This is a genomic window from Salinigranum rubrum (genome assembly GCF_002906575.1).
Classification (GTDB): domain Archaea; phylum Halobacteriota; class Halobacteria; order Halobacteriales; family Haloferacaceae; genus Salinigranum; species Salinigranum rubrum.
This window is the reverse complement of record NZ_CP026309.1, coordinates 3,753,545-3,776,773: the sequence shown is the minus strand read 5'-3', so window position 1 is coordinate 3,776,773 and position 23,229 is coordinate 3,753,545. Positions and strand designations below refer to the sequence as shown.

Genomic DNA, 23,229 nt, shown 5'->3' with positions numbered 1-23,229 from the left:
CCGACTGTATCCCATCCCCATGGACGAGAAGACCGAGGAACTCCGCGACATCTTCCTCGAGACGACCGGCTCCGACACCGTCACCGAGCGCCAGGAGGCGGGTCGCGGGTCGATCAAGGGGGAGGGGGGCGAGGTCACCGACGAGCGACTCGCCGACCTGATCGGGACGATGCGCGAGCGCTTTCCCTTCCGGTCGTCGCTCGGAACAGACGCGCTCGTGACGGTCCTCCGCGGGTTCTTCGACGAGCGGACCGACGCCGACCTGGCCGACGAACTCGACGTCGAGGAGGAGACGGTGTTCGAGGCGCGCATGGACCTCCATCTCGTGACCGACGCGGACCGCACGCCGGTCGACGACGCGGTCCGTCCGCTCGTCGTCGACGGCGCCTCGCTCGACGAGTGCGTCGAGGCGGTCGATGCCGACTCCGAGGCCGTCCGCCGCGCGTTTCTCGTGACGACGAGCGAGGCCGCCGCGGCCCGCGCGAGTCACCGCTTCCGCGACGAGTTCGCCGAACTCCTGAGCGACGAGGACCTCTCTGCCCGGTTCGCCTCCGACGCCCGACGCGACGGACTCGAAGAGGCGACCGAGGACCTCGAAACGGACGTCTCCTTCTAGTTCCCGTTCGCACTCTCTATTTCTGCCGCCGTGCCCGGACGGCGTCGACGACGCCCTCGCGGAAGTACAGCGCGACGACGCCGGCGACAGTCGCGACGACTCCAGCCAACTGACCGAACGTGAGCACGGCCACCGTCGTGTGACCCATACTCCGCCGTCGGGATGTCACGTAATAACCCTTCTCACACGAACTCGGTCGTCCGTTCGGACGTCCGACGGTGAGCGTCTCACACAGTATATTGTATGATAGTAACCATACAACTCCGCGAATCCCCCACGACTGGACGGCTCTTGCGACGAGTCGACGTGGCGTCGGGCAGCCGATTCGAGGTGACAAAACGCCCATGAACCGAGGGAATAACCAATGAAACTGTCGAAGCGGACATCAGTGCCGTGTGATTCGGTTCGTTCGTGACGGACTTCGGAGAACCCTCCTCTCGGAATTGTATTGCTCTAAGTACGCAATATTTATTGGTGCGCACAATATACGTCTATCCGACGATGGATGCAGACGACTTCCCGATGCCGGACGTCACGGTGGACAGTATCGCTCCTGCCGAACTCAAGCGGCGGGTCGACGCAAGCGAGGACGTGACGATCCTCGACGCGCGGATGGAGAGCGACTTCGCGGAGTGGCGTATCGACGGCGACTCGGTCGAAATCGTGAACGTGCCGTACTACGAGTTCCTCGACGAGGTCGACGACGACCTCCTCGGCCGGGTCCCAGCGGGCGACCCGCTGGTCGTGCTCTGTGCGAAGGGTGGCGCCAGCGAGTACGTCGCCGGCGTCCTGAAGCAGGCGGGCCGCGACGTCGTCCACCTCGACGCGGGGATGAACGGCTGGGCGCGGCTGTACGACCGGATCGAAGTCGAGCGCTACGACGGCCCCGGCGCCGTCTACCAGTACCAGCGCCCCTCCTCGGGCTGTCTGGCCTACCTGATCGTCTCCGACGGCGAGGCGGCCGTCATCGACCCGCTCCGCGCGTTCACCGACCGGTATCTCGCCGACGCCGAGGAACTGGGGGCGGAACTGAAGTACGCGGTCGACACCCACGTCCACGCGGACCACGTCAGCGGCGTTCGCGACCTGGACGACGCGGGCGTCAGAGGCATCATCCCCGCGGCCGCCGTGGGGCGCGGTGTGACCTACGCCGACGTCATCGAGACGGTCGAGGACGGCCACGTGCTCTCGGTGGGCGACGTCGACATCGAGGTCGTCGCCACGCCGGGACACACGACCGGGATGACCTCCTACCTCGTCGGCGGGAGCCTGCTGGCCACCGGCGACGGCCTCTTCACCGAGAGCGTCGCCCGGCCCGACCTCGAAGAGGGCGACGAGGGCGCGCCCGACGCGGCCCGGACCCTGTACGAGTCGCTCCAAGAGCGCGTGCTCTCCCTCCCCGACGAGACGCTCGTCGCCGGCGCGCACTTCAGCGACGCCGCGACGCCCGCATCCGACGGGACGTACACCGCGCCGCTCGGCGCCCTGGCCGAGAAGATGGACGCGCTGACGATGGACGAAGCGGCGTTCGTCGACCTCGTCCTCTCCGATATGCCGCCCCGCCCCGGCAACTACGAGGAGATCATCGCGACCAACCTCGGCCTCGAATCCGTCGACGACGACGAGGCGTTCGAACTCGAACTCGGCCCGAACAACTGCGCCGCAAGCCAGGAGTCACTCGCGGGCGACTGAGCGGAGTCGACGGACACGACCACCTCACGACGCACGCAGCCCGACGACCGCTTCGAGTGACGACTCCGGGTCCCCGTCGACCTCGAAGTAGTCGAAGACCGCGTTCGCGGACGCGACGCCGGCCGTCCGAACGCTCTCCTCGCTCGGCGCGAACTCGAAGAGGCCGAGCGTCCCGTCCGGAATCGGGAGCGAGACCGTCTGGCGTCCCTCCCGTTCGGTTCGGATCTCGCGCGTCTCCGAGGCGTCGAGGTACGTCTTCCCGAGCGCCTTCACGTAGCTCACCAGGCTCGTTATCTCGTTGTTCCCGTCAACTTCCAGACGCAACCCGAGCACGGCCTCGTTGAACGCGCCGTCAGCGTGGTCGAACGCGTGAATCGGGTTGTTGTTGAGGACGCCCCCGTCGACCCAGAGCCCGGCGTAGCGCGGGTCCGCCTCCTGGGAAATCCGGACCGGTTTGAACACGAACGGGAGTCCCATCGAGATCCGAACGCCGTCGGCGACGGTCATCCCGCCGAGCCCGTGCCGAGCGGAGAGGTACGCCGCGCGCCCCGTTCGCAGGTTCGTCCCCGTCAGGACCAGGTCGATACCGCTGCGCCGCCTGTGCTCGCTGAACGTGACGTCCTGCTCCCCGCCCTCGGAGCGCGCCGCGCGAGGGTCGTCCCCTCGGTCGACGAACCGCCCGTTCCGAACACTGGTTTCGAGGAAGGACCGTCCGGAACAGCCCGAAAACAGCCCGTAGTCGACCCAGAGGTTCTGCAGATGCCTCATCGGATCGGTGAAGAACTGACGAACGGCCGGGTTCGGTGTGAGACGCCCGACCAGCTTTCCGAGCGGAGCGTCGACCGCCGCCCCCGCCGAACGCGTGCCGAGCCGCCGCACGAACTCACCCCGGTTCTCGACGAGACAGTTCGCGGGCTGCGACGACTCACCACGCCGCGGAGGCGACTCTCGTCCGGCATCCAGCGCGACGGGCACCTTGCGGTGTGTGGGTTCGGCGGCGTCGAAGAAGCCCGCGAGCGCCGTTCGATCCGAGACGACGTTCTCGTACAGCGCACGGACACCCCACCCGCTCGCGAGCAACGCGGCGGTGATGGCGCCGACGGACGCGCCGGCCACCCCTCTGATACCGAACTCGTCCGCGTCGGTCCAGCGTCGTAGGTGGTAGTCGTCCGTCGCTGCCTCGTGCTGGAGGAGCCCGATGTCGGGGTGGGCGAGCGCCGTCAGCGCACCGAGATAGGCCGCTCCCTTCCCTCCGCCCCCCTCGAAGGAGAGGTAGTGGACGTCGTCCGGCGAGAGTTTCTGTGGGTTCGTATTCATGGGGATTGTCGGCGACCGGTCGTTCTCCGACGGCGAGAGCGGACCGGAGACGCGCGCTCGTGAAGCCGATGCGGCCCGAACGACGGGCGTTCGACCGGCTGATCGGCGCAGGTACCACGCACAGCGAGTTAAGTCGTGTCCTCGTAGCGCCCTCGTCCGACCCCGTCGACGGGCGTCTCGTGTCGGCGAGTGCGCCGTGTCGACGGTCCTCCGCCTCCGTTCGAGCCCACGTGTCGGTCTGGGACACGACCACCACGACACGCCTGACGCCGACCGCTCCTCGAACTCCCTCGGAGTCACGGGGCTGTCGTGTACGTCGTCGTTCGGTCTCGGTGACCTCCGCGTGAACCGCCCTGCCTTTCGGTCTCGGGGCGGACGTGGGACTCGGTCCGCGGTGGTTCGCGTCGAAAACGTATCCATAACCTATCTATCACCACCAGTCGGTTAGCGGAATATAGTATTGCATAGTAATCCCAAAACTGTTATCTCCGCCTACAGTGTAGTGTGGTCTGTGCAAGAATCCGAAATGAGTGCAAGACTACAACGAGGTGAGCGGTGATGTTCGGTATCGAATCCCTTCCGGGGAACACACAGGCGGCCGCGCTGGTCGGCCTCGTCCTCGTCGAGGCGGCCATCCTCTACGTCGGCTACGGCGCGCTCGAACAGTTGGTCGGAAAGCACGTCGTCAGGCTGCTGCGGGGCGAGTGACGATGGCGATGGAACTCATGGGTGTGAGCGTCGCCCTGCTCGCGATGTTCGCCGGCTTCGGCCTCCTCATCGGGGTCCTGTTCGGCTTCTTCGGGATGGGCGGGTCGTTCCTGGTCACGCCCGCGCTCTTGGTGATGGGCTACGAACCGAACGTCGCCGTCGGGTCCGGGCTGGCGTTCGTCTTCGGCACCTCGGTGATCGCGACGCTGAAACACCGCGACCTGGGGCAGGTGGACTACAAACTCGGCGTCTCGATGATCGTCGGGACCACCCTGGGCATCGAAGTCGGAAGGCTCGGACTGGAGTACCTCCAGCACATCGGCCTCGCCGACAGCGTCGTCAGCGTCGCCTACGTCGTCCTCCTGGGTGGCATCGGCGCGTTCGTCACCCGCGAGGCGCTCCGAGGCGGCGGCGGTGGTCTCAGTCACGACGTCGACGAGTCTGAGGGGGACGACGAGCACGACATCCCCGACATCGCGAAGAAGATACAGTCGTACCACGTCCCGCCGATGATCTCTCTCAGAGGGGGAATCACCGTCTCACTGTGGATGGTTCTCATCGTGGCGTTCTTCACGGGACTGCTGTCGGGCTTTCTGGGCGTGGGTGGCGGGTTCATCCGCATGCCCGCGCTCTTCTACGCCATCGGCGTTCCGGTCCCCGTCGCGGTCGGGACCGACCTCTTCGAAATCGTCTTCTCGGGCGGCATCGGGTCGTTCCTCTACGCGCAGTCGGGTGCGGTCGACCTCTCCATCGTGGCGCCCCTCCTCGCGGGGAGCGCCCTCGGCGCCCGTCTCGGCGCGGCCGCGACGAGCCTCGTCGACGAGGAGGGCATCAAGGTCTACTTCGGCGTGATGCTCCTCCTGGGCGCGTTCGCCGTCGCCATCCGCCAGGTCGGCAACTTCCTCGGCATCGACGTGCTCAACACGGTCAGTCTGGTCGTCATCGTCGGTGCGGCGCTGCTCGTGGCCGGTGCGGTCGTCCTCAGCAGCGTCCGCGAACTCCGCACCGCGTCGGAGGAGACGGTCCACTCGACGGCGGACTGACTGATACTGTTTTGCGGCGACTCCCCGAGCCTCGAAGACGGTGTTCGGTTCGGTTCGGTTGGTCGTACTGATTCGTATCGGTGAGGGGCGTAGCGAGCGATGGATATCGATGCGACGTCAGCGAGGTCAGTGTGGACGGGACGGCCGCGCGGGACACGGACGCGGTGGACCGCAGCCTCACACCTCCCCACCCGGTGGCTCGCGCACGGAGGCGCGAGCCGACCCTCGCGCGTTCGCTCGTTCGTTTCACTCACTCGCTCTCGCGCGCCGACCGCCACGAGACGATGCGGTGGCGCGTGACGGTCGCGGCTCCGTCCCGCGTTCCCGTGAGTGCAACGAGCGGGAAGCGGCGAGACCGCAGGTCTCGCCAGCCCTCACGCGCGAGGGATGAGCACCGGAGCCGCGAACGGACGTGAGCGGCCGAGTACCGCAGTCGGCTGGGGAGGCTGTGGCCTCACCGCGCCCGTGTGTCGTGCGGTCTCCGTGCTGTCCACCCGCTGCCCACCCCGTCGTCGTCCCTCACCATACCGCCCCCAGCAGCTAACGCGCGTTCCGACGGCGCACCTCCGATCTCACAGCACGCTCCAGAGCGCGAGCAGTCCGAACCCGACGACGACCCCGCCGGCGAGTTGGTTCACGCGACGCATGACGCGCGGGGTGACGTGCGCCCGGAGGGAGTCCACCCCCACGCTCAGACAGAGCCACCAGAGCGCGGAGCCGGCGAAGACGCCGAGCACGAGCACGCTCGCGTCGAGATAGTCGCCGGTGAGCCCGACGCCCAGTCCGGCGAACACGCCGACGAACGCCAGTATCGTCACCGGGTTCGTGATGGTGAGCAGGAACGTCGAGCCGTAGTCTTCGAGCAGTCCCCCTGACGTCTCCGTCCCGTCGGCCATCTCGGCCGGTTCGGCTCGGAACGCGCGCACGCCGACGAGGAGCAGGAGGACACCACCGACGACGCGGATTTCCGTCTCGGCGTCGAGCAGGAACGCCGAGAGCGTCGTGATCCCGAACCCGGCGACCGCACCGTAGACGGCGTCAGCGGAGGCGGCACCGAGACCGCTGACGAAGCCCGACCGTCGGCCGTTCGAGAGCGTTCGCTGGATACACAGCACGCCGATGGGGCCGACGGGGGCCGCGATGGAGACGCCGAGGACGATGCCGCGGACGAGGATGTCTGTTGTCGAGAGCGTTAATACGCATCACCTCACGAGTAAATCGACGGACAGCGTCGATAAAACTGCTCGCTTTCCCGGTCAGGCTGGCCATGCCGGGCGTGGCGGTTCCGTTGGGAAGTCGCCGCCGGGTTCCGTGTCGAGAGACGGTTTGCTCTATATTGGGGTAAAAGCACAATATTAGTAGCTGCAGCGCCAAGAGACGGTATGAGAATCGTCTTCGCCACGGACCTCTCGGACGCGAACGAGGCGGCCATGCGGTCGCGGACGTGTCTGGAGTGCCTCGAACGGATCGGCGTCACGGAGGTCCACCTGGTCACCGTCGTCCCCGACAACGTTTCGAGCGGTCTCCCCGGGATGGACGTCGCCTCGAACCGCCACGAGGCGCTCCGGTCACAGCGGGAGTTTTTCGAGGCGGCGGGCTTCACCGTCGAGACGCACGTCGCCCGCGGGACGCCGCACCGACGCATCAACGGCTTCGCCGAGCGGCTCCACGCCGACATGATCGTCGTCGGCTCCCGCGGGCAGAGCCCGTTGGAGAACCGAGTCATCGGCAGCACGGCGCGGAACGTCGCGCGGACGGCCGTGCGGCCGCTTCTGGTCGAGCGCATCACGAAAGAGGGGGAGACTCACGCCGTCGCCAAGGAGCACCTGTTCCAGCACGTGCTGTTCGCGACGGACTTCTCGGCGAACGCCGACCGCGCGTTCGAGTTCGTCCCCCGACTGACGGGCGCCACGAAGCGCGTGACTCTCCTGCACGTCCGCGGGCACGAACAGCGGGACGCCGACGCGGAACACGCGGCCCGCGAGCGCCTGGCCGAACTCGCGGACGAACTCGAAACGCGGATGGGCGTCGAGACGGAGGTCTCCGTCCGCGAGGGCGGTGTCGTCGACGAGATCCTGGCCGAGGAGACGCGGGTGGGAGCGACGGTGACGGTGCTCGGTGCGCGGGGACAGAGTCGTCTCCGTCGACTCCTCCTCGGGAGTACCTCCGAGTCGGTCGTCGCACAGGGGCACAACAACGTCCTGTTGGTCCCGCCGGAGTCGACCGCGCGGTGAACTGCACCCGCAGATCCGTCCGCTCGGTGTGTTTACTTCGTCCTGGCGCCATGTAGGCGCATGATACGTTCGACGGCACGCGCGCTCGACCAGGCGGGGATCGATTCCTTCCTCGAGAGCCAGTCGACCGGCACCCTCTCGCTCGCGAAGGAGAACGACTCGTACGCCATCCCGGTCGCGTACACCTACGCGCCCGAGACCAGGGACCTCTACTTCCGACTCGGCTACGCCCCCGGGAGCCGCAAGCGCGAGTACATCGAGACGACCGACGTCGCGACGTTCGTCGTCGCCGCCCCGACGGACGCGGGCTGGAAGAGCGTCGTCGCGCGGGGGCGACTCGAACACCGGAACACGGTCGAGGACCTGTCCCGACACCGCCTCCCGGGCGAAGCAGTCAGCCAGGCCGACCGCGAGCTACGGATTCCGTTCTACCACGTCTTCGAGGCGCCGTCGGAGACGGTGTTCGCGCTCGTCCGCCTCGACGTGACGGAGCTCACGGGCGTCGTCGAGGCCGGCACGGACGACTGAGTCCGGGTGACACTCAGACCAGCAGCTGGATGTCGGCGTCGACCATCTCCTGGAAGGCGGTGGCCGCGCCGACGCCGACCGTGACGCCGGAGAAGAAGTCCTCCTCGTCGTAGCCGAGGAGGTCGATGGTCATCTGACACGCCTGGAGGTCGACGCCGCTGTCGAGGGCCGTCTGGACGAGTTCTTCCACCGAGGCGACGTCGTTGTCGGCGATACGCTTGCGCATCATCCGACTGCTCAGTTCGTCCATCCCCGGGAGGGCCGCGACGGCGTTCGGCATCGGCATGTTCGGGTTGCCGACCGAACTGAGCTTCAGCTTCGAGGCGTGCTCCTCGTGGAGGATTTCGAGCCCCCAGAACGTGTGGAAGACGGTGACGTCGTAGCCGAAGGCGGCCGCCGTCGACGCGAGGATGAGCGGGGGGTACGCCATGTCGAGCGTCCCTTTCGTCGCGATGATGACCATCTTCTTCGGGCGGTCTTCGACCGCGGAGCGGAGGTCGGCGAGTTCCGCTTCGAGTTCGTCGATACGGGCGTGGACCTCCGCGTCCCCCCGCTCGTCGATGTCGACGTCGACGTCGCCGTCGGCCTGCTGGGTGTCGTCCGCCCGCTGTGGGGTGTCCGTGCTCATCGGCTCACTCCGTCTTGCGGACGTAGTGGGTGTAGACGCCGTCGCCCTCGACCTGATCGACGAGTTCGACTCCCTCCGTGGAGTCGGCCCACCCCTTGATGTCGCTCATGCTCCCGCTGTCGGTCGCGACGACCTCCAGCACATCGCCCGCGGCGAGGCCGTCCATCGCCCCCTTCGTCTTGATGACGGGCATCGGGCAGTTCTGTCCTTTCACGTCCAGCGTCTCGGTCACGTCGATGTTCGAGCTCATCTTGTGGTTTCCTCACCCTCCCGTACCGGTGGCGAACGCAAAAGTCTATCGATTGTTGTGCTCAATACTAACACAACCAAACTCTCGAACGTTGTCGAAAAGACCGCTCGAACTCACATCAGTGAATGGCTTCTATGCGGCTCATTGGGTCTGGAGGCCGGAAATAGCCGATATATCTAAACGCGTCTCGCTCGCACTGTATCCGAATCTTTATTGCATTTCGTGTGCAAGATACGGTCGAATGACGGACATCGTATCAACGCGCACCGCCGGATGGCGCGCACCGAACGAGGGTGAGACGCGATGACTGGACTCGCGCTCCAGGTCGCGGCCGAACTGTTTCCCCGTGGCGTGACGCAGTACGTGGTCGGCGGTGTCATGGTCGCCGCCGGCATCGCCGTCATCTACCTCGGGACCGCGATCATCCCCGGCAACAGCACGTTCCTCGAGACGACGCTCTCGTACGTCTCGAACCTCTCCCGGCTGAACCAGCCGAAGTACCTCGCCTCCCGTGACTGGCGGGTGGTCTTCGCGCTCAGCATCGTCGCGGGCGCGGCCGTCTGGGGGCTCCTGCTCGACCCCGGCACCTTCACGACCGAGGTCCAGCCCTGGCGGCTGTTCGGCGGCGGCGTCCTCGTCGGCATCGGCACGCGCATCGGGAAGGGATGTACCGCCGGACACGGCGTCTGTGGGCTCGGCTCCGCCTCTCGAACGTCGCTCGTGAACGTCGTCCTCTTCGTGGGTGTCGCCATCCTCACCGCGGCGGTTGTCGCCGCTTTGGGGGTGACGCCATGAGTTCGGGGTCGACCGGCAGACACCCCCTGTTCATGCCGCTCGTCGTCCTCGGGGGCTCGTTCAGGGGTTCGGCCTCGCGTACAGCGGGATGGCCCGACCCGAGGTGGTTCTGGACTTCCTGCAGTTCGACGACCTCGGGTTGGTGTTCGTCATGGGCGGTGCCGCCGTCGTCTCGGGGCTCACGTTCTTCGCCGCCACCCGCTACCTCGACCGCGCACCCCTCACGGGCGACGCGTACGGCCGACGCGTGAAGTCGATGGACCGCAACGTCGTCACCGGCGGCGTGGTCTTCGGCGTCGGGTGGGGCCTCTCGGGCATCTGCCCCGGGGCCGCCTACGCCAGCGTCGGGATCGGCAACCTCCCCATCCTCTGGGGCATCGCCGGCATGTTCCTCGGCGCGTACGCGCAGGCGTACTGGCGCTCCCGCAGCGAGTCTCCCGTTACCGAGGCGGTCACCGCGGGCGACTGACGCCGCCGGATATCTATATTGTTAGTATTGCACATTATCAAAACACTTTTCGACCAGCCACCGCTACTAGTCGATGTGAGTGCTGACACCGACGCGGACGAGACCCAGCAGTCGTCCCCGCGCCTCGACGAAGGTCCGGACCCGTGGGTCGGCACGGGACTCCTCGACGCCGACATGGGACCGAGTTCGGCGCTCGCACACCTGTACCGGGGCGAACTCCACCGAACGAAACTGTGGCGCGAACGACTCGACCGGACGACGAACTGGGCCGTCCTGGTGCTGGCGGGGCTTCTGACCTGGGCGTTCTCGAACGAGGCGAACCCTCACTACGTCCTGCTCGTCGGCAACCTCGCCGTCGGCCTCTTCTTGCGCATCGAAGCCCGCCGGTACCGCGCGTACGACAGTTGGCGGAGCCGCGTCCGCTCGCTCCAGCGGAACGTCTGGGCGCCCGGCCTCGACCCGACGCGTGACCTCGCGAACGAACGCTGGCGCGAGGCGCTCGCCGAGGACTACGCCCGTCCGACGCTCAAGATTACGACCGAGGAGGCGGTCGCCCACCGGCTTCGCCGGGTGTACCTCCCGTTGTTCGCGCTCCTGAACGGGGCGTGGGTGCTCCGCATCACCGCGTTCACGGGCGTCGCCTGGCCCGCGAGCGCCAGTATCGGGGGGATTCCCGGCGTCGTCGTCACCGTCGTCGTCGCCCTCCTCATGCTCGGTGCCGTCGTCGTCAGCGTCCGGCCACGGACGTGGCACGCGAGCGACGAACTCAGAGAAGAGAACCTCCGTCGGGACCGCGAGACGGAGTGGCCGTGAGTCCCATCGGTGGAGTGAGAATAGCACACGACACTGTGGCGCGGAGAGCCGGACCCGTCTCGGGTTAGATTCTGACAGTTCACCTCCTCACCACTCATCGACGGTACGAGCGTCGTACTGATTTTCATATGTTGATTTTGATATATTCTGGTATCGACTGCCTTGGGATGGTTGTTCGTATATTGCACAACACTTTTCGATATCGGTCTCGTATCTACGGACACGATGCCGGATTCGATGCGCGACCAACTGGCGCAGGACATGACGTGTGAGAGCCTCCTCGAGTGTTTCCACGGACTCAAAGCGCTCGACCGTACGGTGTTCGGTGTGCTCACCCGACGCGACGAACCGCTCACCGTCGACGAGATCGCCGAGGCGGTCGACCGCGAACGGTCGACGGCGTACCGGTCGGTGCAGCGTCTCTGCGACGCCGGTCTCGTCGACAAAGAACAGGTGAACTACCGGGACGGCGGCTACTACCACGTCTTCGAACCGACCGACGCCGACGTGATCGCCGACCGGATGCAGCGGATGCTCAACGACTGGTACGCCCGGATGGGCGGCCTCATCGGCGAGTACCGTGAGACGTACGAGGACGGCCCCGTTCGCGTGACCGCCGAGCGGTGACGCCTCCGGGCGGTACGTGACGACGGCTCCGACATCCGGCACGACCGAACGGCACGCGCCGTGCGAGCGTCTACTCCGCCCGCTCCGCTTCGAGTGCGCACAGCACCTCGTAGGCGTCGACCGCGTACGTCATCGCCGGACCCCCACCCATGACGACGGCGACCTTCAGCGCGTCGATGACCTCCTCGTGACTCGCGCCCGCCTCCAGCGCCGCGTCGGTGTGCCAGAGGATGCAGTGATCACATCTGACGACGACCCCGATGGCCAGGGAGATGAGCTCTTTCGTCTTGTTGTCGATGGCGTTGGTCGCTTCGGCCAAGTGGATGAAGCCCGCGAACTGCTCTAGCTCGGGCGCCTCCCCGATGAGGTCGCCCATCGTCTCTTTGAACTCGCTCAGTTGGTTCGTGTACGACATCGAGAACTAGTTGTCGGGTGAACACGAAGAAGACGTGCGCTCGTCCCCAGTTCGTAAGAACCGTCGGCCGTGACTATCTCCGGCTCACTCGGCCACGTCGTGGCCGGGGAAGTCGCGCTCGCCCGCTTCGATCCGGACGTCGAGCCAGTTCTCCATCGGAACCAGCGGGCACTCGTAGGCGGGGTTGTACGCGCACGTCGGGTTGTACGCCCGGTTGAAGTCGAGCACCCACCGACCGCCGACGCGGTGGTGGTCGGGTTCGAGGTCGAGATACCGCCCCGCACCGTACGTCTCCTCGCCGCTGGTCTCGTCTCTGAACGGCACCCAGAGCCGGTCGCTCCCGTCCGCCGGCCGGTACGCCTGGAGGGTCACCGCCTCGCCGTCGACCTCGAACCGGAACTCGCCCCAGCGGAGATAGGTCCGCTCGCCCTCGGCCGAGGTCCCGACCGTCACCTCCTCGACGTCGTCGTGTTCGTATAAGTCGAGTTCGTACCGGTACGACGGGTCGGGGTCGTAGTAGTCCAACCCCGGAAAGTCCTCGCCCGTGAGTTCGGGAGGGAGCGGCGACCGCGGCCCGTCGCGGAAGAACCGCTCCTTCTTCGCTCGCTCCCCTTCGACCGCGTCTCGCCAGTCCGCCGGTGGATCCGTCGTGCTCATCGTCGTGTCTCCTCCAGTTGTATTGCGTCTTCAGCACACAATAGTCTTCGCCCTCGCGGCGCCGACACGGGGATTCAACACGCCGCCCTGTGTCGTCGTTGACATGCCACGGACGACCGTCGCCGAATTCACCGTCGAGTCGCTCGGAATCCTCGCCCCCGACGGGGAGGTCGACGAGGAACTGGTGCCCGACCTCTCCGAGGAGACGCTCCGCGGGATGTACCGGACGATGCGTCGTGCTCGCCGGCTGGACGAGCGCGCCATCGCGCTCCAGCGCCGCGGCGAACTGGGGACGTACGCGCCCGGTATCGGGCAAGAGGCGGCCCAGGTCGCGAGCGCGACTGCGCTCGCCGACGGGGATTGGGTGGTTCCGGCGTTCCGCGAACAGGCCGCACTCCTCACCCGGGGGACGCCGATGCACGCGATACTGGCGTACGCGATGGGTCTCGAAGAGGGCGCGGCGGTCGGCCCCGACGACCGGACGCTCCCGCCGTCGATTCCGGTCGGGTCGCAGGCGCTGCACGCGGTCGGTATCGGCTGGGCGTACGCGATGCGAAACGAAGACCCCGTGGCGCTGGCGTACTTCGGCGACGGCGCGACGTCGACCGGCGACGTCATGGAGGCGTTCAACTCCGCCGGCGCGTACGGCGCACAGACCGTCTTCCTGTGTCAGAACAACCAGTACGCCATCTCGACGCCGCGGTCCAAGCAGTCGCGGGCGGAGACGCTCGCTCAGAAGGCCATCGGGGCCGGGATTCGCGGGATTCAGGTCGACGGCAACGACGCGCTCGCGGTGTACGAGGCGACCCGAGAGGCGCTCGACCACGCCCGCGACGGCGACCCCGTCCTCGTCGAGGCGCTCACCTACCGCCGGTCGATGCACACGACCTCCGACGACCCGCGGAAGTACCGTCAGGAGGACGAGGAGGTCGACTGGGACCGCCGCGACCCGATTCTCCGACTGGAATCGTACCTCCGCGAGCGCGGGATACTCACGGACGACGACGTCGCCGCGCTCGAGGCGGAACTCGAAACGGAGGTCGCCGACGCCATCGAGCGGGCGAAGGGGATGGCGGCCGACGTCGACCCGGCGGACATGTTCGAACACGCGTACGGCGAGATGCCGCCGTGGCTCGAACGCCAGTTGACGGCGTTCTCGGGCGCACAGGGGGGTGCGGTCGATGGCGAATGAGCTTCGCATCGTCGAGGCGGTCCAGCAGGCGCTCGACGAGGAACTCGCCCGCGACGACTCGGTCGTCCTGTTCGGCGAGGACGTCGGGGTGACGGGCGGCGTCTTCCGCGCGACGGACGGCCTCGTCGACGCGTACCCCGAGAGAGTGTACGACTCGACGCTCGGGGAGTCGGGTATCGTCGGCGTCGGCATCGGTCTCGCCGCCGCGGGGATGACGCCCGTCGCGGAGATTCAGTTCCAGTCGTTCCTCTACCAGGGGTTCGCCCAACTCGTCCAGCACGCCGCCCGTCTCCGGAGCCGTTCTCGCGGCGGGTTCACCTGCCCGATGACGATTCGGACGCCGTACGGCGGCGGGATTCGCGCGCTCGAACACCACTCAGAGAGCTTCGAGGCCGGCTTCGCGCACGTCCCCGGACTGAAGGTGGTGGTTCCCTCCTCCCCGACGGAGACGAAGGGGCTGCTCACCGCCTCGATTCGCGACCCCGACCCCGTCGTCTTCATGGAACCGACGCGACTCTACCGGGCGATGCGCGAGCCAGTGCCCGAGGGAGACTACACCCTCCCGCTGGGCGAGGCGACGGTCGTCGAGGCGGGCGAGGACGTGACGGTGGTCGCGTGGGGATCGATGCTCCGGACGACCCTGAGCGCCGTCGACGGCGTCGACGCCGACGTCGAGGTGGTCAACCCCCGGACGATCTATCCGCTCGACACCGAGACGATAACCGAGTCGGTGAAGAAGACCGGCCGGTGCGTCGTCGTCCACGAGGCGCCGATGACGGCCGGACTCGGGGCCGAAATCGTCTCCCGACTCACGGAGACCGCCTTCTACCACCTGGAGTCGCCCCCCGAGCGCGTCACCGGCTACGACGTCCCGTTCCCGATGTTCGCCCGGGAGGAGGCGTACCTCCCCAGCGAGGAGCGCGTCCGAGCGGGCGTCGAGCGCGCGCTCTCCGAGTGAGTCTGCCCGCGAACACGGACCGCGTTCAGCCGAACAGTCCCAGGAGGCCGAGCACCCACCGTCCGACCTCGGAGGCGGCGAACAGCGCTCCCTCGGGCCGTGAGAGCTGTCGGCCAGTCCACAGCGCCGCGACCATCACCACCACTATCACGACCAGCCACGAGACGCTCTCGAGGACGACCGACGGGAACGAGAGCGGCCGGAGCACGCTCGCCACACCCATGATGCCGAGCAGGTTGAACACGTTGCTCCCGACGACGTTGCCGACGGAGACGCCGAGGCGACCCTGGCCGATAGCCACCAACGAGACGGCGAACTCCGGCGTCGACGTCCCCGCCGCGACGATGGTGCCGCCGATGACCGACTCGGAGACGCCCGCTCCCCGTGCCAGCGCCGACGCCGCCGACACCATGAGGTCCCCGCTGACGAGGACCACCGCGAGTCCGACCACCAGGAAGACCGCGTCGCGGCCCCGGAACGACACGCGCTCCGTCAGTCCCGTCGGGATTGCCGCCTCCGGTCGCTCGGTGTCCGCACCCGTCCCCGTCCCCGTGTTCGTGTCCGTGCCCCCTGATACCGACGCCGCCGGGGCGACCGTCTCCGACCCACCGTCGTTGAGCGGCTCGGAGCCAGTCCGCAGCAGATAGGCCGTGTAGGCCACGAACAGGACGACGAGAAGGGCACCTTCCACCCGCGAGACGGTCAGGTCGAACAGCACCCCCGCGCCGACGAGCGTGCTCGCGACGAGGACGACGCCGTCTCTGTGGACGAGCGACCGCTCGATGGGGACGACCCGGACCAGCGAGACGACGCCCAGGATGAACGCGAGGTTGTAGATGTTCGACCCGACGATGTTGCCGACGGCGATGGCGCCGAACCCCTTCAGCGCCGCGTCCGCGGAGACAACTAGCTCCGGTGTGGAGGTTCCGGCGGCGACGATGGTGAGGCCGATGACGAGTTCGGACAGGCCGAACCGGCGAGCGAGCCGAACGACCGAGTCGACGAGCAGTCGTGCCCCGAGCCAGAGTCCGCCGATCGTTGCGACGAGAACGCCGACCTGGACTGCCGTTCCACCTGCGATCATAACTCGTGTATCACTCTGTGAACAGCCACAAAAAATCCGGTCACCACGGTGACCGCGACGTCCACACCGGGGACGACGAACAGGCACAGAGCTATCCCGCTGGATGTCGGTGTACGGACATGACCGTTCGGAACGGAGCAGTCGCCGTCGGGCTGTTGGTCCTCCTCGCCGGTTGTCTCGGCGGCCTTGTCGGCGGCGACACCGTCGTGGAACGAGAGTACCCCGACCGTCCGCCCGAACTGACCGAGGAGACGGTCGGGCCGTACGTCGCCGAGTACGAGGAGGTGTACCGATACAACGCTATCGTCGAGGAAGAGACCGAACGGATACAGGAGATCGTCGTCGGAGCGGGCGTCGTGTCGGTCACGCCGCGCGACGACGGCTACGAGGTGGTCGTCTCGGTCGGCTTCTACTGGACCTTCGGCGACGACGGCTCCGGCCAACCCGCGGGTATCGCCGACGGCCGGCCGTACGAGGCGACGTACTTCGTGAACGCGACGGCGACCGAGCGAGTGGGGGACACGCTCTGAGATGTTCATCAGGGCGATACACACCGAACGAGTCGTCGACGCTCCACCCGAGGCCGTCTGGGCGGTACTCACGGACCTCCCCTCGTACGGAGCGTGGAACCCCCAGGTCACGGCCGCGACGGGCGCTCTCGAAGCGGGGGCTTCCGTCGACCTCACGCTCAGCTATCGCGGTCGGGAGCGGTCGCTCACGGCGCGGGTCACCGACGTGGTCCCCGAACGCCGACTCCAGTGGGTCGGCACCGTCGCGGACGGGTGGCTGTTCGAGGGGTGGCACACGTTCGAACTCCACCCGCTCGACGACGGCCGGACGCGGTTCGTCAACCGCGAGCGCGTCTCGGGTCTGCTCGCTCCGCTCGTCGTTCGAGGCGACGCCGCGGCGGGGTACGAGGCGATGAACCGGGCGCTCGCCGAGCGCGTCGAACGGGCGGACGGCTGAACTAGTGGCCGTGTCGTCCGTCGCGTCGTCCCGTCTGTTCGACCCCCGCGCATCCGCCGTTCCGTCTCTCCTCGCGTTCCTCGCTGGACTGGGGCTGTTCCTTGCGGACGCGGTGTCCAATCCCCGTCCCGGTCCGGTGGCGTAACGCGAGAACCGAAAGCGGGACTGCCGCTACCGCCGCGACGAGAAAGCCGACCACCAGAATCAGGCCGGCACCGCTGTTCGTCACGCCTCGTTCGTCACTCCCACGTGGATAGTCCCGTCGTCGACCGCACGAACTCAGCGCGCGGGCGTGACGTTCAGATTGCTGCGGAGCAGGTTCTCCGGGTCGTACTCGGCCTTGAGGTCGGCGAGGCGCGCGACGTTGTCGCCGTACGCCATCCGGGCGCGCTCCTCGCCGGTCACGAAGCCGGGGAAGCCGGGGTAAAAGCCCTCACGCGTGGCCGGCGACTCGCGGAGTGTCCCCCACGACGACTCGGCCCAGGAGAGGTGTGCCTCGTCGTCGGCGGGGTCCACCCACGTCGCACCCACGTTGACGAGGAACTCCGCGTCCCGGTGTGCGTACGCGGTTTCGTCGGGAGCGACGTCGCTCACCGCGCCACCGAGGTGCCAGATTTCGACCGACGCCTCGCCCTCGGGACGCGCCGCGGCGGTGGTGGTCACGCGGTCGAGCAGGTCATCGGACAGCTCGTCGGCGTACAGCGAGTGCCACGAGTAGCGGTTGCCGACGGGGAACAGTTCGTTGGCGATTTCGTGAATCGCGAGGAACGGCATCCGGCTGCTCATGTCCATGGCGGGCTCACCGAACTCGCGGAGGGGTCGCATGACCTCCTCGCCCTCGGCGGAGTCACCGGCGTACGTCGCGTAGAACATCACGACGGGCGCGCCGTGGGCTTCCTGGGGGATGAACGGGAGCGGCGGGATGGACGTCACGATGGCCATCGACGTTACTTCCCGGGGAGCGTCGGCGACGAAGACGCGGTACTGGCCGAGGAGGTCACGGACCGTCTCGTCGTCCGGTGCCGGATAGATGGGCTGCGCGACGGCGACTTCGGGCCCGAGTTCGAAGCAGTCGAACTCGAAGCTCGTGACGACGCCGAAGTTGGCGCCGCCGCCTCTGAGGCCCCAGAACAGCTCCGGATTCTCGTCGGCGCTCGCGGTCAGCACCTCGCCGTCGACGGTGACGACCTCCGCCGACCGGAGGCCGTCGACGCCGAGGCCGTGCGCGCGGCGGACCCAGCCGATGGCACCGCCGAGCGTCGACCCGGCGACGCCGTTGTGGGCGGCGCTACCGCAGACGACCGCGAGGCCGTGCTCCTGTGTCGCCGAGAGGACGTCGCTGACGCGACAGCCCGCGCCGACCCGCACGGTTCGAGCGTCGACGTCGAGGTCGATGCCCGTCAGTCCGGAGAGGTCGACGACGAGGCCGCCGTCGACGAGCGCGCTCCCGGTGACGTGGTGGCCGCCGCCGCGGACCGCCAGTTGGCGGTCGTGCTCGCGGGCGAACCTGATGGCCGCGGCCACGTCGTCGGTCGAGACGACCCGAACGATGACGGCCGGGACGCGGTCGATGCGGCCGTTCCAGAGGGCACGGGCGTCGTCGTATCCGTCGTCGTCGGGCGTGAGAACGTCACCCGTGACGGCGGTTCGGAGGTCACCGAGCGTTGCACTGTCGAGCGGTGTGGTAACGGACATGGGTATCAGAGCCCCGGCGAGCCGGAGAATCAGTACGTTGTCACGTCGGCCGAGATATTAAACAATAGAGTGCGCAGGCGTGGCAGGCGCTGTCTCCCCCACGCCGCCGACGGTCACCGGACGCGACAGTCCCTTCCGTCGGGGGTGAGACGGTGGTCACATGGACACGCCGGTCGACGCTCGGAGCGCTGACGCCGGGCGGTGGGTCACGTGGACCGGGGCCGGTGCCGTCGTCGGGACCGTCCTCTGGTTCGCGATGCCGTGGTTCGCGCTCGTCAGGTTCGGCACCCGGCCCTACGTGGCCACCGGGTTCGACGTCGGTTCGTTCGTCGGTTGGCTCCTGATGGCTGGCGGCCTCGTCGGGGCGTGGTTCCGTTTCGGCGGCCGACTCGGCCGCGCCGGGAGGTTCGGGTTCGGGCTGACGGCCGTCGGGATGGTTCTGGTCGCCGGACTCCTCGGACGGCGCGTCGTCGTCTTCGTCGGTGCGGGATTTCGGGCCGTTCCCGCGACGGGCGAAGACCCCGCTGGCCTCCTGCTCACCTGGGCGTTCCTGCTCGGTTTCGGTCTCGTGTTCGTCGGCGTCGGACTGCTCGGCGTCGGCCTCCGACGACTCGCTGCTTCGCCTCCGCTCACCGCGAGCGTCCTCGCCGTAACACCGCTTTTGACCACGCTCCTCGTCGGTCTCCGGTTCCTCTCGGCCCTCCCGCTCTCGTTCGGGACGGCTCTCGTCCGGACGAACCTCGCGTTCCTCCCGCTGACTGTCGGGTGGGTACTGCTCGGGCGACTGGTCGCTACGCGCGGGAGTGGATGAGACGCCGTTCGCCGTTTGCTCACCGCGGACGCAGCGCGACCGAGAGGTCGTCGACGAAGTGGGTCGCGTCGCCCTCCCAGATGACGCTCGTGCCGAGCGCGACGTGGAGCGTGTCGGTCGAGAGGCGCGGGGTCGTCCACTCGAACCGGTACTCGCGCCAGCCTGCCGCGAGCCACAGCGGTTCGCGAAGCCCGCCGTAGGGCGTCTCCCCGAGCGCCGTGGTGTTCACGCCCGGATTCGGGAAGTCCGCTTCCGATTCGGGCGGTTCGGGACCGAGTCGCATCACGGCGTCCCTGAGCGTGTTGAACGACTCGGACTCGCTCCAGTACCGGGCGGTCACCGTGGCGGTGTACGCTCGCCCCGGTTCGACAGGGAGCGAGCGACCGGCCCACGTCGTTCCGTCGTCGTACGAGCCCTCGTTCCGGATTCGGAGGCTCCGCTCCCCCTCGAACGCCTCCTCGGTCGAGACGTCGACCTCCCACTCGAAGTCGGCGACGTTCACCTCGGGCCCGATGGCCGCGTCGCTCGTCCAGTCGTCGATGCCGTCCTCGAACCCGTCTCGAAACGCCGTACCGCTCGACGGGGCCGCACAACCCACCACCCCACCAACTCCGACCGCGGCACCCGCTTCGAGGAACGTTCGGCGGTCCATGCCCGACACCGTTCTCGGAGTGACAAAAGCGCTCGGTGTCACCCGGCGTGCGTGGCCAGCCGACGGTCGGGGAAACGGTATGTACTGTCACTCCGAGGGGTGAACACGAGTGAGTTCAAGGTGTCTCCCTCACCCCGCTTTCGACTGGTCACGCTCGCCGTCGCCGTCGTCGTCGTGGCCGCCGTCGTGGCCGCGCCGACGCCCCCCTCTTTGACCGCCACGGGTCAGTTCGCGCTCGCGACGATGGCGTTCGCGGCCATCCTCTGGATCACCGGGGCGCTCCCGCTCGCGCTCACGGCGCTCTGTATTCCCCTCCTGCTCGTCGCCTTCGGCGTCTACCCCTCGTTCGGCGACGCCGTCGCGGGCTTCGCCGACCCCGTCATCTTCCTGCTCTTCTCGGGCTTCGTCCTCGCCGAGGCGCTGAGTCACCACGACGTCGACCGCCGGCTGGCGCTGGTGCTCATCGTCCGCTTCGGGACCTCGGCCCGGGGGCTCGTTCTCGGTGCGATGGTGGCGACGGCGCTCCTCTCGATGGTCGTCTCGAACACCGCCACGGTGGCGATGATGGTCCCCGTCGTCGTCGGCGTGGTCGCGAGCGTCACCCCCGTCGTCGAGGCCGACGAGGGAGCGAGTGAGGCGTCGAACTTCCAGATAGCGATGCTCCTCGGCGTGGCGTACGCGGCGAGCCTGGGCGGCGTCGGCACGCTCGTCGGGACGCCCCCGAACGCCATCGTCGTCGGTCAGTTGCGCGAGTTGCTGGGGGTGGAGATCACGTTCGTCGAGTGGCTCGCCGTCGGCCTCCCGCTCGTCGTCGTCACGCTCCCCGTCGCGTGGGTGCTCCTCACCTACGTCGTCTACCCGCCCGCCGCGTACGACGTCCGTGAGGCGCGAACGCGCGCCGCCGACCAGCTCCGGGCGATGGGTCCGCTCTCGCCGCGGGCGCGACGGACCGTCGCCATCTTCGCCGCCACCGCCGCCCTGTGGCTGCTCGGCGGTTTCGAGTTCCTCCTCGTCGAGTACCTTCCACCCGTCTGGCGCGTCACGCTCTTCGGCGGCGCGGGCACGAGCGCCTTCGGGACGACCGGCCACCAGGGGCTGTTGTTCTACGTGGTCGTCGGCTTGCTCGCCGTCCCGACGCTCGTCGTCACCGACGCCGTCGCGTGGGACGACGTCGTCGACATCGACTGGGGGACGCTGCTTCTCCTCGGCGGCGGCATCTCGCTGGCGAACGCGCTCGCCGACACGGAGGCGACGACGTGGCTCGCCGAGGTGACGCTCGGCGCGCTCGTCGGTGCGCCGCTCGTCGTCGTCCTCCTCGTCGTCGTCGCCGGGACCGTCGTGGTCGGTGAACTCGCCTCGAACACGGCGATGGCGGCCATCCTCGCGCCGCTGCTCGTCAACGTCGGACCCGCCTACGCCGACGCGCTGGGCACCTCGGCCACGTCGGCGTCGGTGATGCTCGCGGTGACGGGTGCGGTCGCCGCCAGCTACGGCTTCGCCCTCCCGGTGGCGACCCCGCCGAACGCCATCGTCTTCGGCGCGGGCTACCTCGACCGCGAACACATGCTCCGCGCGGGCGGCCTCCTCGACGGCGTCGTCATCCTCCTGACGACCCTGCTCGCGCTGGTGCTCGTCCGGTTCGTCTGGCCGGTCGTCCTCGGGTGAGCGCGTCAGACGAGTTTCCCGTCGAGCACCTTCGCCGCCGTGAGCACGGGGTCCCACACCGGGCTGTACGGCGGTGCGTACGCGAGGTCGTAGTACGAGAGCGCCTCCACCGTCGCGTGCTCGTGCAGCGCGACGGCGACGGTGTCGATGCGCTTTGCGACCCCCTCACGACCGACCATCGTCGCACCCAGCACCCGCCCCGACTCGCGGTCGCCGAGCATCGTGACGGTGATTTCCTCGGCCCCGGGGTAGTAGTGCGCCCGCGAGGAGTCGGTGATGGTGACCGATACGGGGTCGAAGCCCGCCTCGCGAGCGCGCCCCTCGTCGATTATCCCGGTTCGGGCCGCCGTGAGGTCGAACGCCTTCACCACCGCGGTCCCCGCAATCTCGCCGACGGGCGTCTCGTCGCCGGCCATCGTCTGCCCGATAGCCCGTCCCGCCCGGTTGGCGGTCAGCGCGAGCGGGACGTGGTCCGGTTCGCCCGTGACGACGTGCCGCGCCTCGGCGCAGTCGCCCGCGGCGAACGCTCCCTCGACACTGGTCCGCCCGTACTCGTCGGTCGCGATGGCGCCGGTCTCGCCGAGTTCGATTCCTGCCGCTTCGGCGAGGTCGGTGTTCGGCGCGACGCCCACGCCGACCAGCGCCAGGTCGACGGCGACCACCTCGTCGCCCGTCTCGACTCCCGTTACTCCCTCGTCGCCGACGAACCGCTCGACGGCGGTGTCGAGGTGGAGGCGAACGCCCTCCTCTCGGAGGTGTTCTTCGACGCGCTCGGCGACCGTCTCGCCGAACGGGGCCATGACGTGCGGCAGCATCTCGAAGAGGTGAACCTCGACGCCGTGGGCGTCGAACGCCTCGGCCATCTCGATGCCGACGTAGCCGCCGCCGACGACGGCGACGGCGTCGGGTTCCTCGGCGAGGAGGAAGTCGCGGACGGCCTCGGCCTCGGGGAGCGAGTGCATCGTGAACACCCCCGTCAGGTCCATCCCCTCGAACGGCGGGACCACCGCTCGGGCGCCCGTCGCGACGAGCAACCGGTCGTACGGCTGGCTGAACCGGCCGTCGGGTCCCTCCACGACGACCTCCCGTCTCTCGGCGCCGATGTCGACCACCTCGTGGTGGAGACGGAGGTCGATATCGCGTTCCTCGACGAACTCCTCCGGCGTCACGGTGAGCAGGTCGTCGAGCGATTCGACCTCCCCTTTCACGTAGTACGGCATCCCGCAGGCGGCGTAGGAGACGTACCGACCCTTCTCGAAGACGACCACCCTCCGCTCGGGACGCTCGCGCTTGAACTTGCTCGCCGCGCTCATCCCGGCCGCGTCGCCGCCGACGATGACGATGGGGTCCATGCCCGAAACTACTCGCTTGGAACGCAAATAGATTGTGAAAATTATACAATACTAAGAACAGA

General features: G+C 68.0%; 27 protein-coding genes and 1 pseudogene. 16 read left to right on the top strand and 12 right to left on the bottom strand.

Features of this window, described 5'->3' with window-relative positions:
• Positions 1-19: 19 nt before the first annotated feature.
• Complete coding sequence (locus C2R22_RS18565; RefSeq protein ID WP_103427085.1) at positions 20-616, top strand: conditioned medium-induced protein 4; 597 nt, start codon at positions 20-22, stop codon at positions 614-616.
• 16 nt (positions 617-632) lie between these two features.
• Here the strand turns inward: C2R22_RS18565 and C2R22_RS27040 are convergent, their stop codons facing one another.
• Positions 633-764 (bottom strand): hypothetical protein, encoded by a 132-nt coding sequence (locus C2R22_RS27040; protein WP_281259247.1) that lies wholly within the window; start codon positions 762-764, stop codon positions 633-635.
• A gap of 353 nt (positions 765-1,117) precedes the next feature.
• On the opposite strand from C2R22_RS27040, the gene C2R22_RS18560 reads away from it, so the two are divergent.
• Entirely contained in the window at positions 1,118-2,308 is a 1,191-nt protein-coding gene (locus tag C2R22_RS18560; RefSeq protein ID WP_103427084.1) for an MBL fold metallo-hydrolase, read from the top strand.
• Positions 2,309-2,332: 24 nt separating this feature from the next.
• Here the strand turns inward: C2R22_RS18560 and C2R22_RS18555 are convergent, their stop codons facing one another.
• Entirely contained in the window at positions 2,333-3,625 is a 1,293-nt protein-coding gene (locus C2R22_RS18555) for a patatin-like phospholipase family protein (protein WP_162562567.1), read from the bottom strand.
• Between the two features lie 558 nt (positions 3,626-4,183).
• Here C2R22_RS18555 and C2R22_RS25685 point away from each other — a divergent pair.
• The gene (locus C2R22_RS25685) at positions 4,184-4,333 is read left to right on the top strand and encodes a DUF7512 family protein (protein WP_173862817.1); all 150 of its coding nucleotides are present in this window, start codon (positions 4,184-4,186) and stop codon (positions 4,331-4,333) included.
• Positions 4,334-4,341: 8 nt separating this feature from the next.
• Complete coding sequence (locus tag C2R22_RS18550) at positions 4,342-5,376, top strand: sulfite exporter TauE/SafE family protein (RefSeq protein ID WP_103427749.1); 1,035 nt, start codon at positions 4,342-4,344, stop codon at positions 5,374-5,376.
• A gap of 572 nt (positions 5,377-5,948) precedes the next feature.
• Here the strand turns inward: C2R22_RS18550 and C2R22_RS18545 are convergent.
• Positions 5,949-6,518 carry a LysE family translocator gene (locus C2R22_RS18545; RefSeq protein ID WP_216824861.1) on the bottom strand — a complete coding sequence of 190 codons (570 nt, stop codon included), beginning with the start codon at positions 6,516-6,518 and terminating at the stop codon, positions 5,949-5,951.
• 240 nt (positions 6,519-6,758) lie between these two features.
• Between C2R22_RS18545 and C2R22_RS18540 the strand changes: the two genes are divergently transcribed.
• Together C2R22_RS18540 and C2R22_RS18535 are read left to right on the top strand one after the other, a co-directional pair.
• Positions 6,759-7,610, top strand: coding sequence for a universal stress protein (locus C2R22_RS18540; RefSeq protein ID WP_103427081.1), 852 nt, complete (start codon positions 6,759-6,761; stop codon positions 7,608-7,610).
• Positions 7,611-7,670: 60 nt separating this feature from the next.
• A complete protein-coding gene (locus C2R22_RS18535) occupies positions 7,671-8,138 on the top strand; it encodes a pyridoxamine 5'-phosphate oxidase family protein (RefSeq protein WP_103427080.1) in 468 nt (155 codons plus the stop codon).
• 13 nt (positions 8,139-8,151) lie between these two features.
• Here C2R22_RS18535 and C2R22_RS18530 read toward each other — a convergent pair whose 3' ends face one another.
• Complete coding sequence (locus tag C2R22_RS18530) at positions 8,152-8,766, bottom strand: DsrE/DsrF/DrsH-like family protein (RefSeq protein ID WP_103427079.1); 615 nt, start codon at positions 8,764-8,766, stop codon at positions 8,152-8,154.
• Positions 8,767-8,770: 4 nt separating this feature from the next.
• Positions 8,771-9,016 (bottom strand): sulfurtransferase TusA family protein, encoded by a 246-nt coding sequence (locus C2R22_RS18525; RefSeq protein WP_103427078.1) that lies wholly within the window; start codon positions 9,014-9,016, stop codon positions 8,771-8,773.
• A 303-nt stretch (positions 9,017-9,319) separates the two neighbouring features.
• On the opposite strand from C2R22_RS18525, the gene C2R22_RS18520 reads away from it, so the two are divergent.
• The 4 genes and pseudogenes from C2R22_RS18520 (at position 9,320) to C2R22_RS18505 (ending at position 11,720) form a co-directional block, all read left to right on the top strand.
• Positions 9,320-9,811, top strand: coding sequence for a YeeE/YedE family protein (locus C2R22_RS18520; protein WP_103427077.1), 492 nt, complete (start codon positions 9,320-9,322; stop codon positions 9,809-9,811).
• Positions 9,808-10,280 (top strand): annotated as a pseudogene (locus C2R22_RS18515) (DUF6691 family protein). Before C2R22_RS18520 ends, C2R22_RS18515 begins: the two are co-directional and overlap by 4 nt.
• A 75-nt stretch (positions 10,281-10,355) precedes the next feature.
• On the top strand, positions 10,356-11,093 hold the full coding sequence (locus tag C2R22_RS18510) for a DUF2270 domain-containing protein (protein WP_394342371.1): 738 nt from the start codon (positions 10,356-10,358) through the stop codon (positions 11,091-11,093).
• Positions 11,094-11,318: 225 nt separating this feature from the next.
• Positions 11,319-11,720 carry a helix-turn-helix domain-containing protein gene (locus C2R22_RS18505; protein ID WP_103427076.1) on the top strand — a complete coding sequence of 134 codons (402 nt, stop codon included), beginning with the start codon at positions 11,319-11,321 and terminating at the stop codon, positions 11,718-11,720.
• Between the two features lie 70 nt (positions 11,721-11,790).
• Here the strand turns inward: C2R22_RS18505 and C2R22_RS18500 are convergent, their stop codons facing one another.
• Positions 11,791-12,135, bottom strand: coding sequence for a carboxymuconolactone decarboxylase family protein (locus C2R22_RS18500; protein ID WP_103427075.1), 345 nt, complete (start codon positions 12,133-12,135; stop codon positions 11,791-11,793).
• A gap of 84 nt (positions 12,136-12,219) precedes the next feature.
• Complete coding sequence (locus C2R22_RS18495) at positions 12,220-12,792, bottom strand: DUF1684 domain-containing protein (protein WP_103427074.1); 573 nt, start codon at positions 12,790-12,792, stop codon at positions 12,220-12,222.
• A gap of 103 nt (positions 12,793-12,895) precedes the next feature.
• Between C2R22_RS18495 and pdhA the strand changes: the two genes are divergently transcribed.
• Together pdhA and C2R22_RS18485 are read left to right on the top strand one after the other, a co-directional pair.
• Positions 12,896-13,984 carry a pyruvate dehydrogenase (acetyl-transferring) E1 component subunit alpha gene (gene pdhA / locus C2R22_RS18490; RefSeq protein ID WP_103427073.1) on the top strand — a complete coding sequence of 363 codons (1,089 nt, stop codon included), beginning with the start codon at positions 12,896-12,898 and terminating at the stop codon, positions 13,982-13,984.
• Positions 13,974-14,942 (top strand): alpha-ketoacid dehydrogenase subunit beta, encoded by a 969-nt coding sequence (locus tag C2R22_RS18485; RefSeq protein ID WP_103427072.1) that lies wholly within the window; start codon positions 13,974-13,976, stop codon positions 14,940-14,942. Before pdhA ends, C2R22_RS18485 begins: the two co-directional genes overlap by 11 nt.
• 25 nt (positions 14,943-14,967) lie before the next feature.
• On the opposite strand, the gene C2R22_RS18480 is transcribed toward C2R22_RS18485, so the two are convergent.
• Positions 14,968-16,026 (bottom strand): calcium/sodium antiporter, encoded by a 1,059-nt coding sequence (locus tag C2R22_RS18480; RefSeq protein WP_103427071.1) that lies wholly within the window; start codon positions 16,024-16,026, stop codon positions 14,968-14,970.
• Between the two features lie 119 nt (positions 16,027-16,145).
• On the opposite strand from C2R22_RS18480, the gene C2R22_RS18475 reads away from it, so the two are divergent.
• Positions 16,146-16,556, top strand: coding sequence for a hypothetical protein (locus C2R22_RS18475; RefSeq protein WP_103427747.1), 411 nt, complete (start codon positions 16,146-16,148; stop codon positions 16,554-16,556).
• 1 nt (position 16,557) lies between these two features.
• Positions 16,558-16,992 (top strand): SRPBCC domain-containing protein, encoded by a 435-nt coding sequence (locus C2R22_RS18470; RefSeq protein ID WP_103427070.1) that lies wholly within the window; start codon positions 16,558-16,560, stop codon positions 16,990-16,992.
• 1 nt (position 16,993) lies between these two features.
• Here C2R22_RS18470 and C2R22_RS18465 read toward each other — a convergent pair whose 3' ends face one another.
• Positions 16,994-17,221 (bottom strand): hypothetical protein, encoded by a 228-nt coding sequence (locus tag C2R22_RS18465; protein WP_103427069.1) that lies wholly within the window; start codon positions 17,219-17,221, stop codon positions 16,994-16,996.
• Between the two features lie 50 nt (positions 17,222-17,271).
• Positions 17,272-18,687: an FAD-binding oxidoreductase gene (locus tag C2R22_RS18460; RefSeq protein ID WP_103427068.1), complete on the bottom strand. Its 1,416-nt coding sequence runs from the start codon at positions 18,685-18,687 to the stop codon at positions 17,272-17,274.
• 160 nt (positions 18,688-18,847) lie between these two features.
• Between C2R22_RS18460 and C2R22_RS18455 the strand changes: the two genes are divergently transcribed.
• Entirely contained in the window at positions 18,848-19,498 is a 651-nt protein-coding gene (locus C2R22_RS18455; RefSeq protein ID WP_103427067.1) for a hypothetical protein, read from the top strand.
• Between the two features lie 19 nt (positions 19,499-19,517).
• Here C2R22_RS18455 and C2R22_RS18450 read toward each other — a convergent pair whose 3' ends face one another.
• On the bottom strand, positions 19,518-20,150 hold the full coding sequence (locus C2R22_RS18450) for a hypothetical protein (RefSeq protein WP_103427066.1): 633 nt from the start codon (positions 20,148-20,150) through the stop codon (positions 19,518-19,520).
• Positions 20,151-20,270: 120 nt separating this feature from the next.
• On the opposite strand from C2R22_RS18450, the gene C2R22_RS18445 reads away from it, so the two are divergent.
• Positions 20,271-21,815, top strand: coding sequence for an SLC13 family permease (locus C2R22_RS18445; RefSeq protein WP_103427746.1), 1,545 nt, complete (start codon positions 20,271-20,273; stop codon positions 21,813-21,815).
• Positions 21,816-21,820: 5 nt separating this feature from the next.
• On the opposite strand, the gene C2R22_RS18440 is transcribed toward C2R22_RS18445, so the two are convergent.
• Entirely contained in the window at positions 21,821-23,167 is a 1,347-nt protein-coding gene (locus C2R22_RS18440; protein WP_103427065.1) for an FAD-dependent oxidoreductase, read from the bottom strand.
• Positions 23,168-23,229: the final 62 nt, after the last annotated feature.

What these genes read in the sequence shown, in the direction of transcription:
- C2R22_RS18565 (WP_103427085.1), top strand. Translation starts at nt 20, where the DNA reads ATGGACGAGAAGACCGAGGAACTCCGCGACATCTTCCTCGAGACGACC.
- C2R22_RS27040 (WP_281259247.1), bottom strand. Translation starts at nt 764, where the DNA reads ATGGGTCACACGACGGTGGCCGTGCTCACGTTCGGTCAGTTGGCTGGA.
- C2R22_RS18560 (WP_103427084.1), top strand. Translation starts at nt 1,118, where the DNA reads ATGGATGCAGACGACTTCCCGATGCCGGACGTCACGGTGGACAGTATC.
- C2R22_RS18555 (WP_162562567.1), bottom strand. Translation starts at nt 3,625, where the DNA reads ATGAATACGAACCCACAGAAACTCTCGCCGGACGACGTCCACTACCTC.
- C2R22_RS25685 (WP_173862817.1), top strand. Translation starts at nt 4,184, where the DNA reads ATGTTCGGTATCGAATCCCTTCCGGGGAACACACAGGCGGCCGCGCTG.
- C2R22_RS18550 (WP_103427749.1), top strand. Translation starts at nt 4,342, where the DNA reads ATGGAACTCATGGGTGTGAGCGTCGCCCTGCTCGCGATGTTCGCCGGC.
- C2R22_RS18540 (WP_103427081.1), top strand. Translation starts at nt 6,759, where the DNA reads ATGAGAATCGTCTTCGCCACGGACCTCTCGGACGCGAACGAGGCGGCC.
- C2R22_RS18535 (WP_103427080.1), top strand. Translation starts at nt 7,671, where the DNA reads ATGATACGTTCGACGGCACGCGCGCTCGACCAGGCGGGGATCGATTCC.
- C2R22_RS18530 (WP_103427079.1), bottom strand. Translation starts at nt 8,766, where the DNA reads ATGAGCACGGACACCCCACAGCGGGCGGACGACACCCAGCAGGCCGAC.
- C2R22_RS18525 (WP_103427078.1), bottom strand. Translation starts at nt 9,016, where the DNA reads ATGAGCTCGAACATCGACGTGACCGAGACGCTGGACGTGAAAGGACAG.
- C2R22_RS18520 (WP_103427077.1), top strand. Translation starts at nt 9,320, where the DNA reads ATGACTGGACTCGCGCTCCAGGTCGCGGCCGAACTGTTTCCCCGTGGC.
- C2R22_RS18505 (WP_103427076.1), top strand. Translation starts at nt 11,319, where the DNA reads ATGCCGGATTCGATGCGCGACCAACTGGCGCAGGACATGACGTGTGAG.
- C2R22_RS18500 (WP_103427075.1), bottom strand. Translation starts at nt 12,135, where the DNA reads ATGTCGTACACGAACCAACTGAGCGAGTTCAAAGAGACGATGGGCGAC.
- C2R22_RS18495 (WP_103427074.1), bottom strand. Translation starts at nt 12,792, where the DNA reads ATGAGCACGACGGATCCACCGGCGGACTGGCGAGACGCGGTCGAAGGG.
- pdhA (WP_103427073.1), top strand. Translation starts at nt 12,896, where the DNA reads ATGCCACGGACGACCGTCGCCGAATTCACCGTCGAGTCGCTCGGAATC.
- C2R22_RS18485 (WP_103427072.1), top strand. Translation starts at nt 13,974, where the DNA reads ATGGCGAATGAGCTTCGCATCGTCGAGGCGGTCCAGCAGGCGCTCGAC.
- C2R22_RS18480 (WP_103427071.1), bottom strand. Translation starts at nt 16,026, where the DNA reads ATGATCGCAGGTGGAACGGCAGTCCAGGTCGGCGTTCTCGTCGCAACG.
- C2R22_RS18475 (WP_103427747.1), top strand. Translation starts at nt 16,146, where the DNA reads ATGACCGTTCGGAACGGAGCAGTCGCCGTCGGGCTGTTGGTCCTCCTC.
- C2R22_RS18470 (WP_103427070.1), top strand. Translation starts at nt 16,558, where the DNA reads ATGTTCATCAGGGCGATACACACCGAACGAGTCGTCGACGCTCCACCC.
- C2R22_RS18460 (WP_103427068.1), bottom strand. Translation starts at nt 18,687, where the DNA reads ATGTCCGTTACCACACCGCTCGACAGTGCAACGCTCGGTGACCTCCGA.
- C2R22_RS18455 (WP_103427067.1), top strand. Translation starts at nt 18,848, where the DNA reads ATGGACACGCCGGTCGACGCTCGGAGCGCTGACGCCGGGCGGTGGGTC.
- C2R22_RS18450 (WP_103427066.1), bottom strand. Translation starts at nt 20,150, where the DNA reads ATGGACCGCCGAACGTTCCTCGAAGCGGGTGCCGCGGTCGGAGTTGGT.
- C2R22_RS18440 (WP_103427065.1), bottom strand. Translation starts at nt 23,167, where the DNA reads ATGGACCCCATCGTCATCGTCGGCGGCGACGCGGCCGGGATGAGCGCG.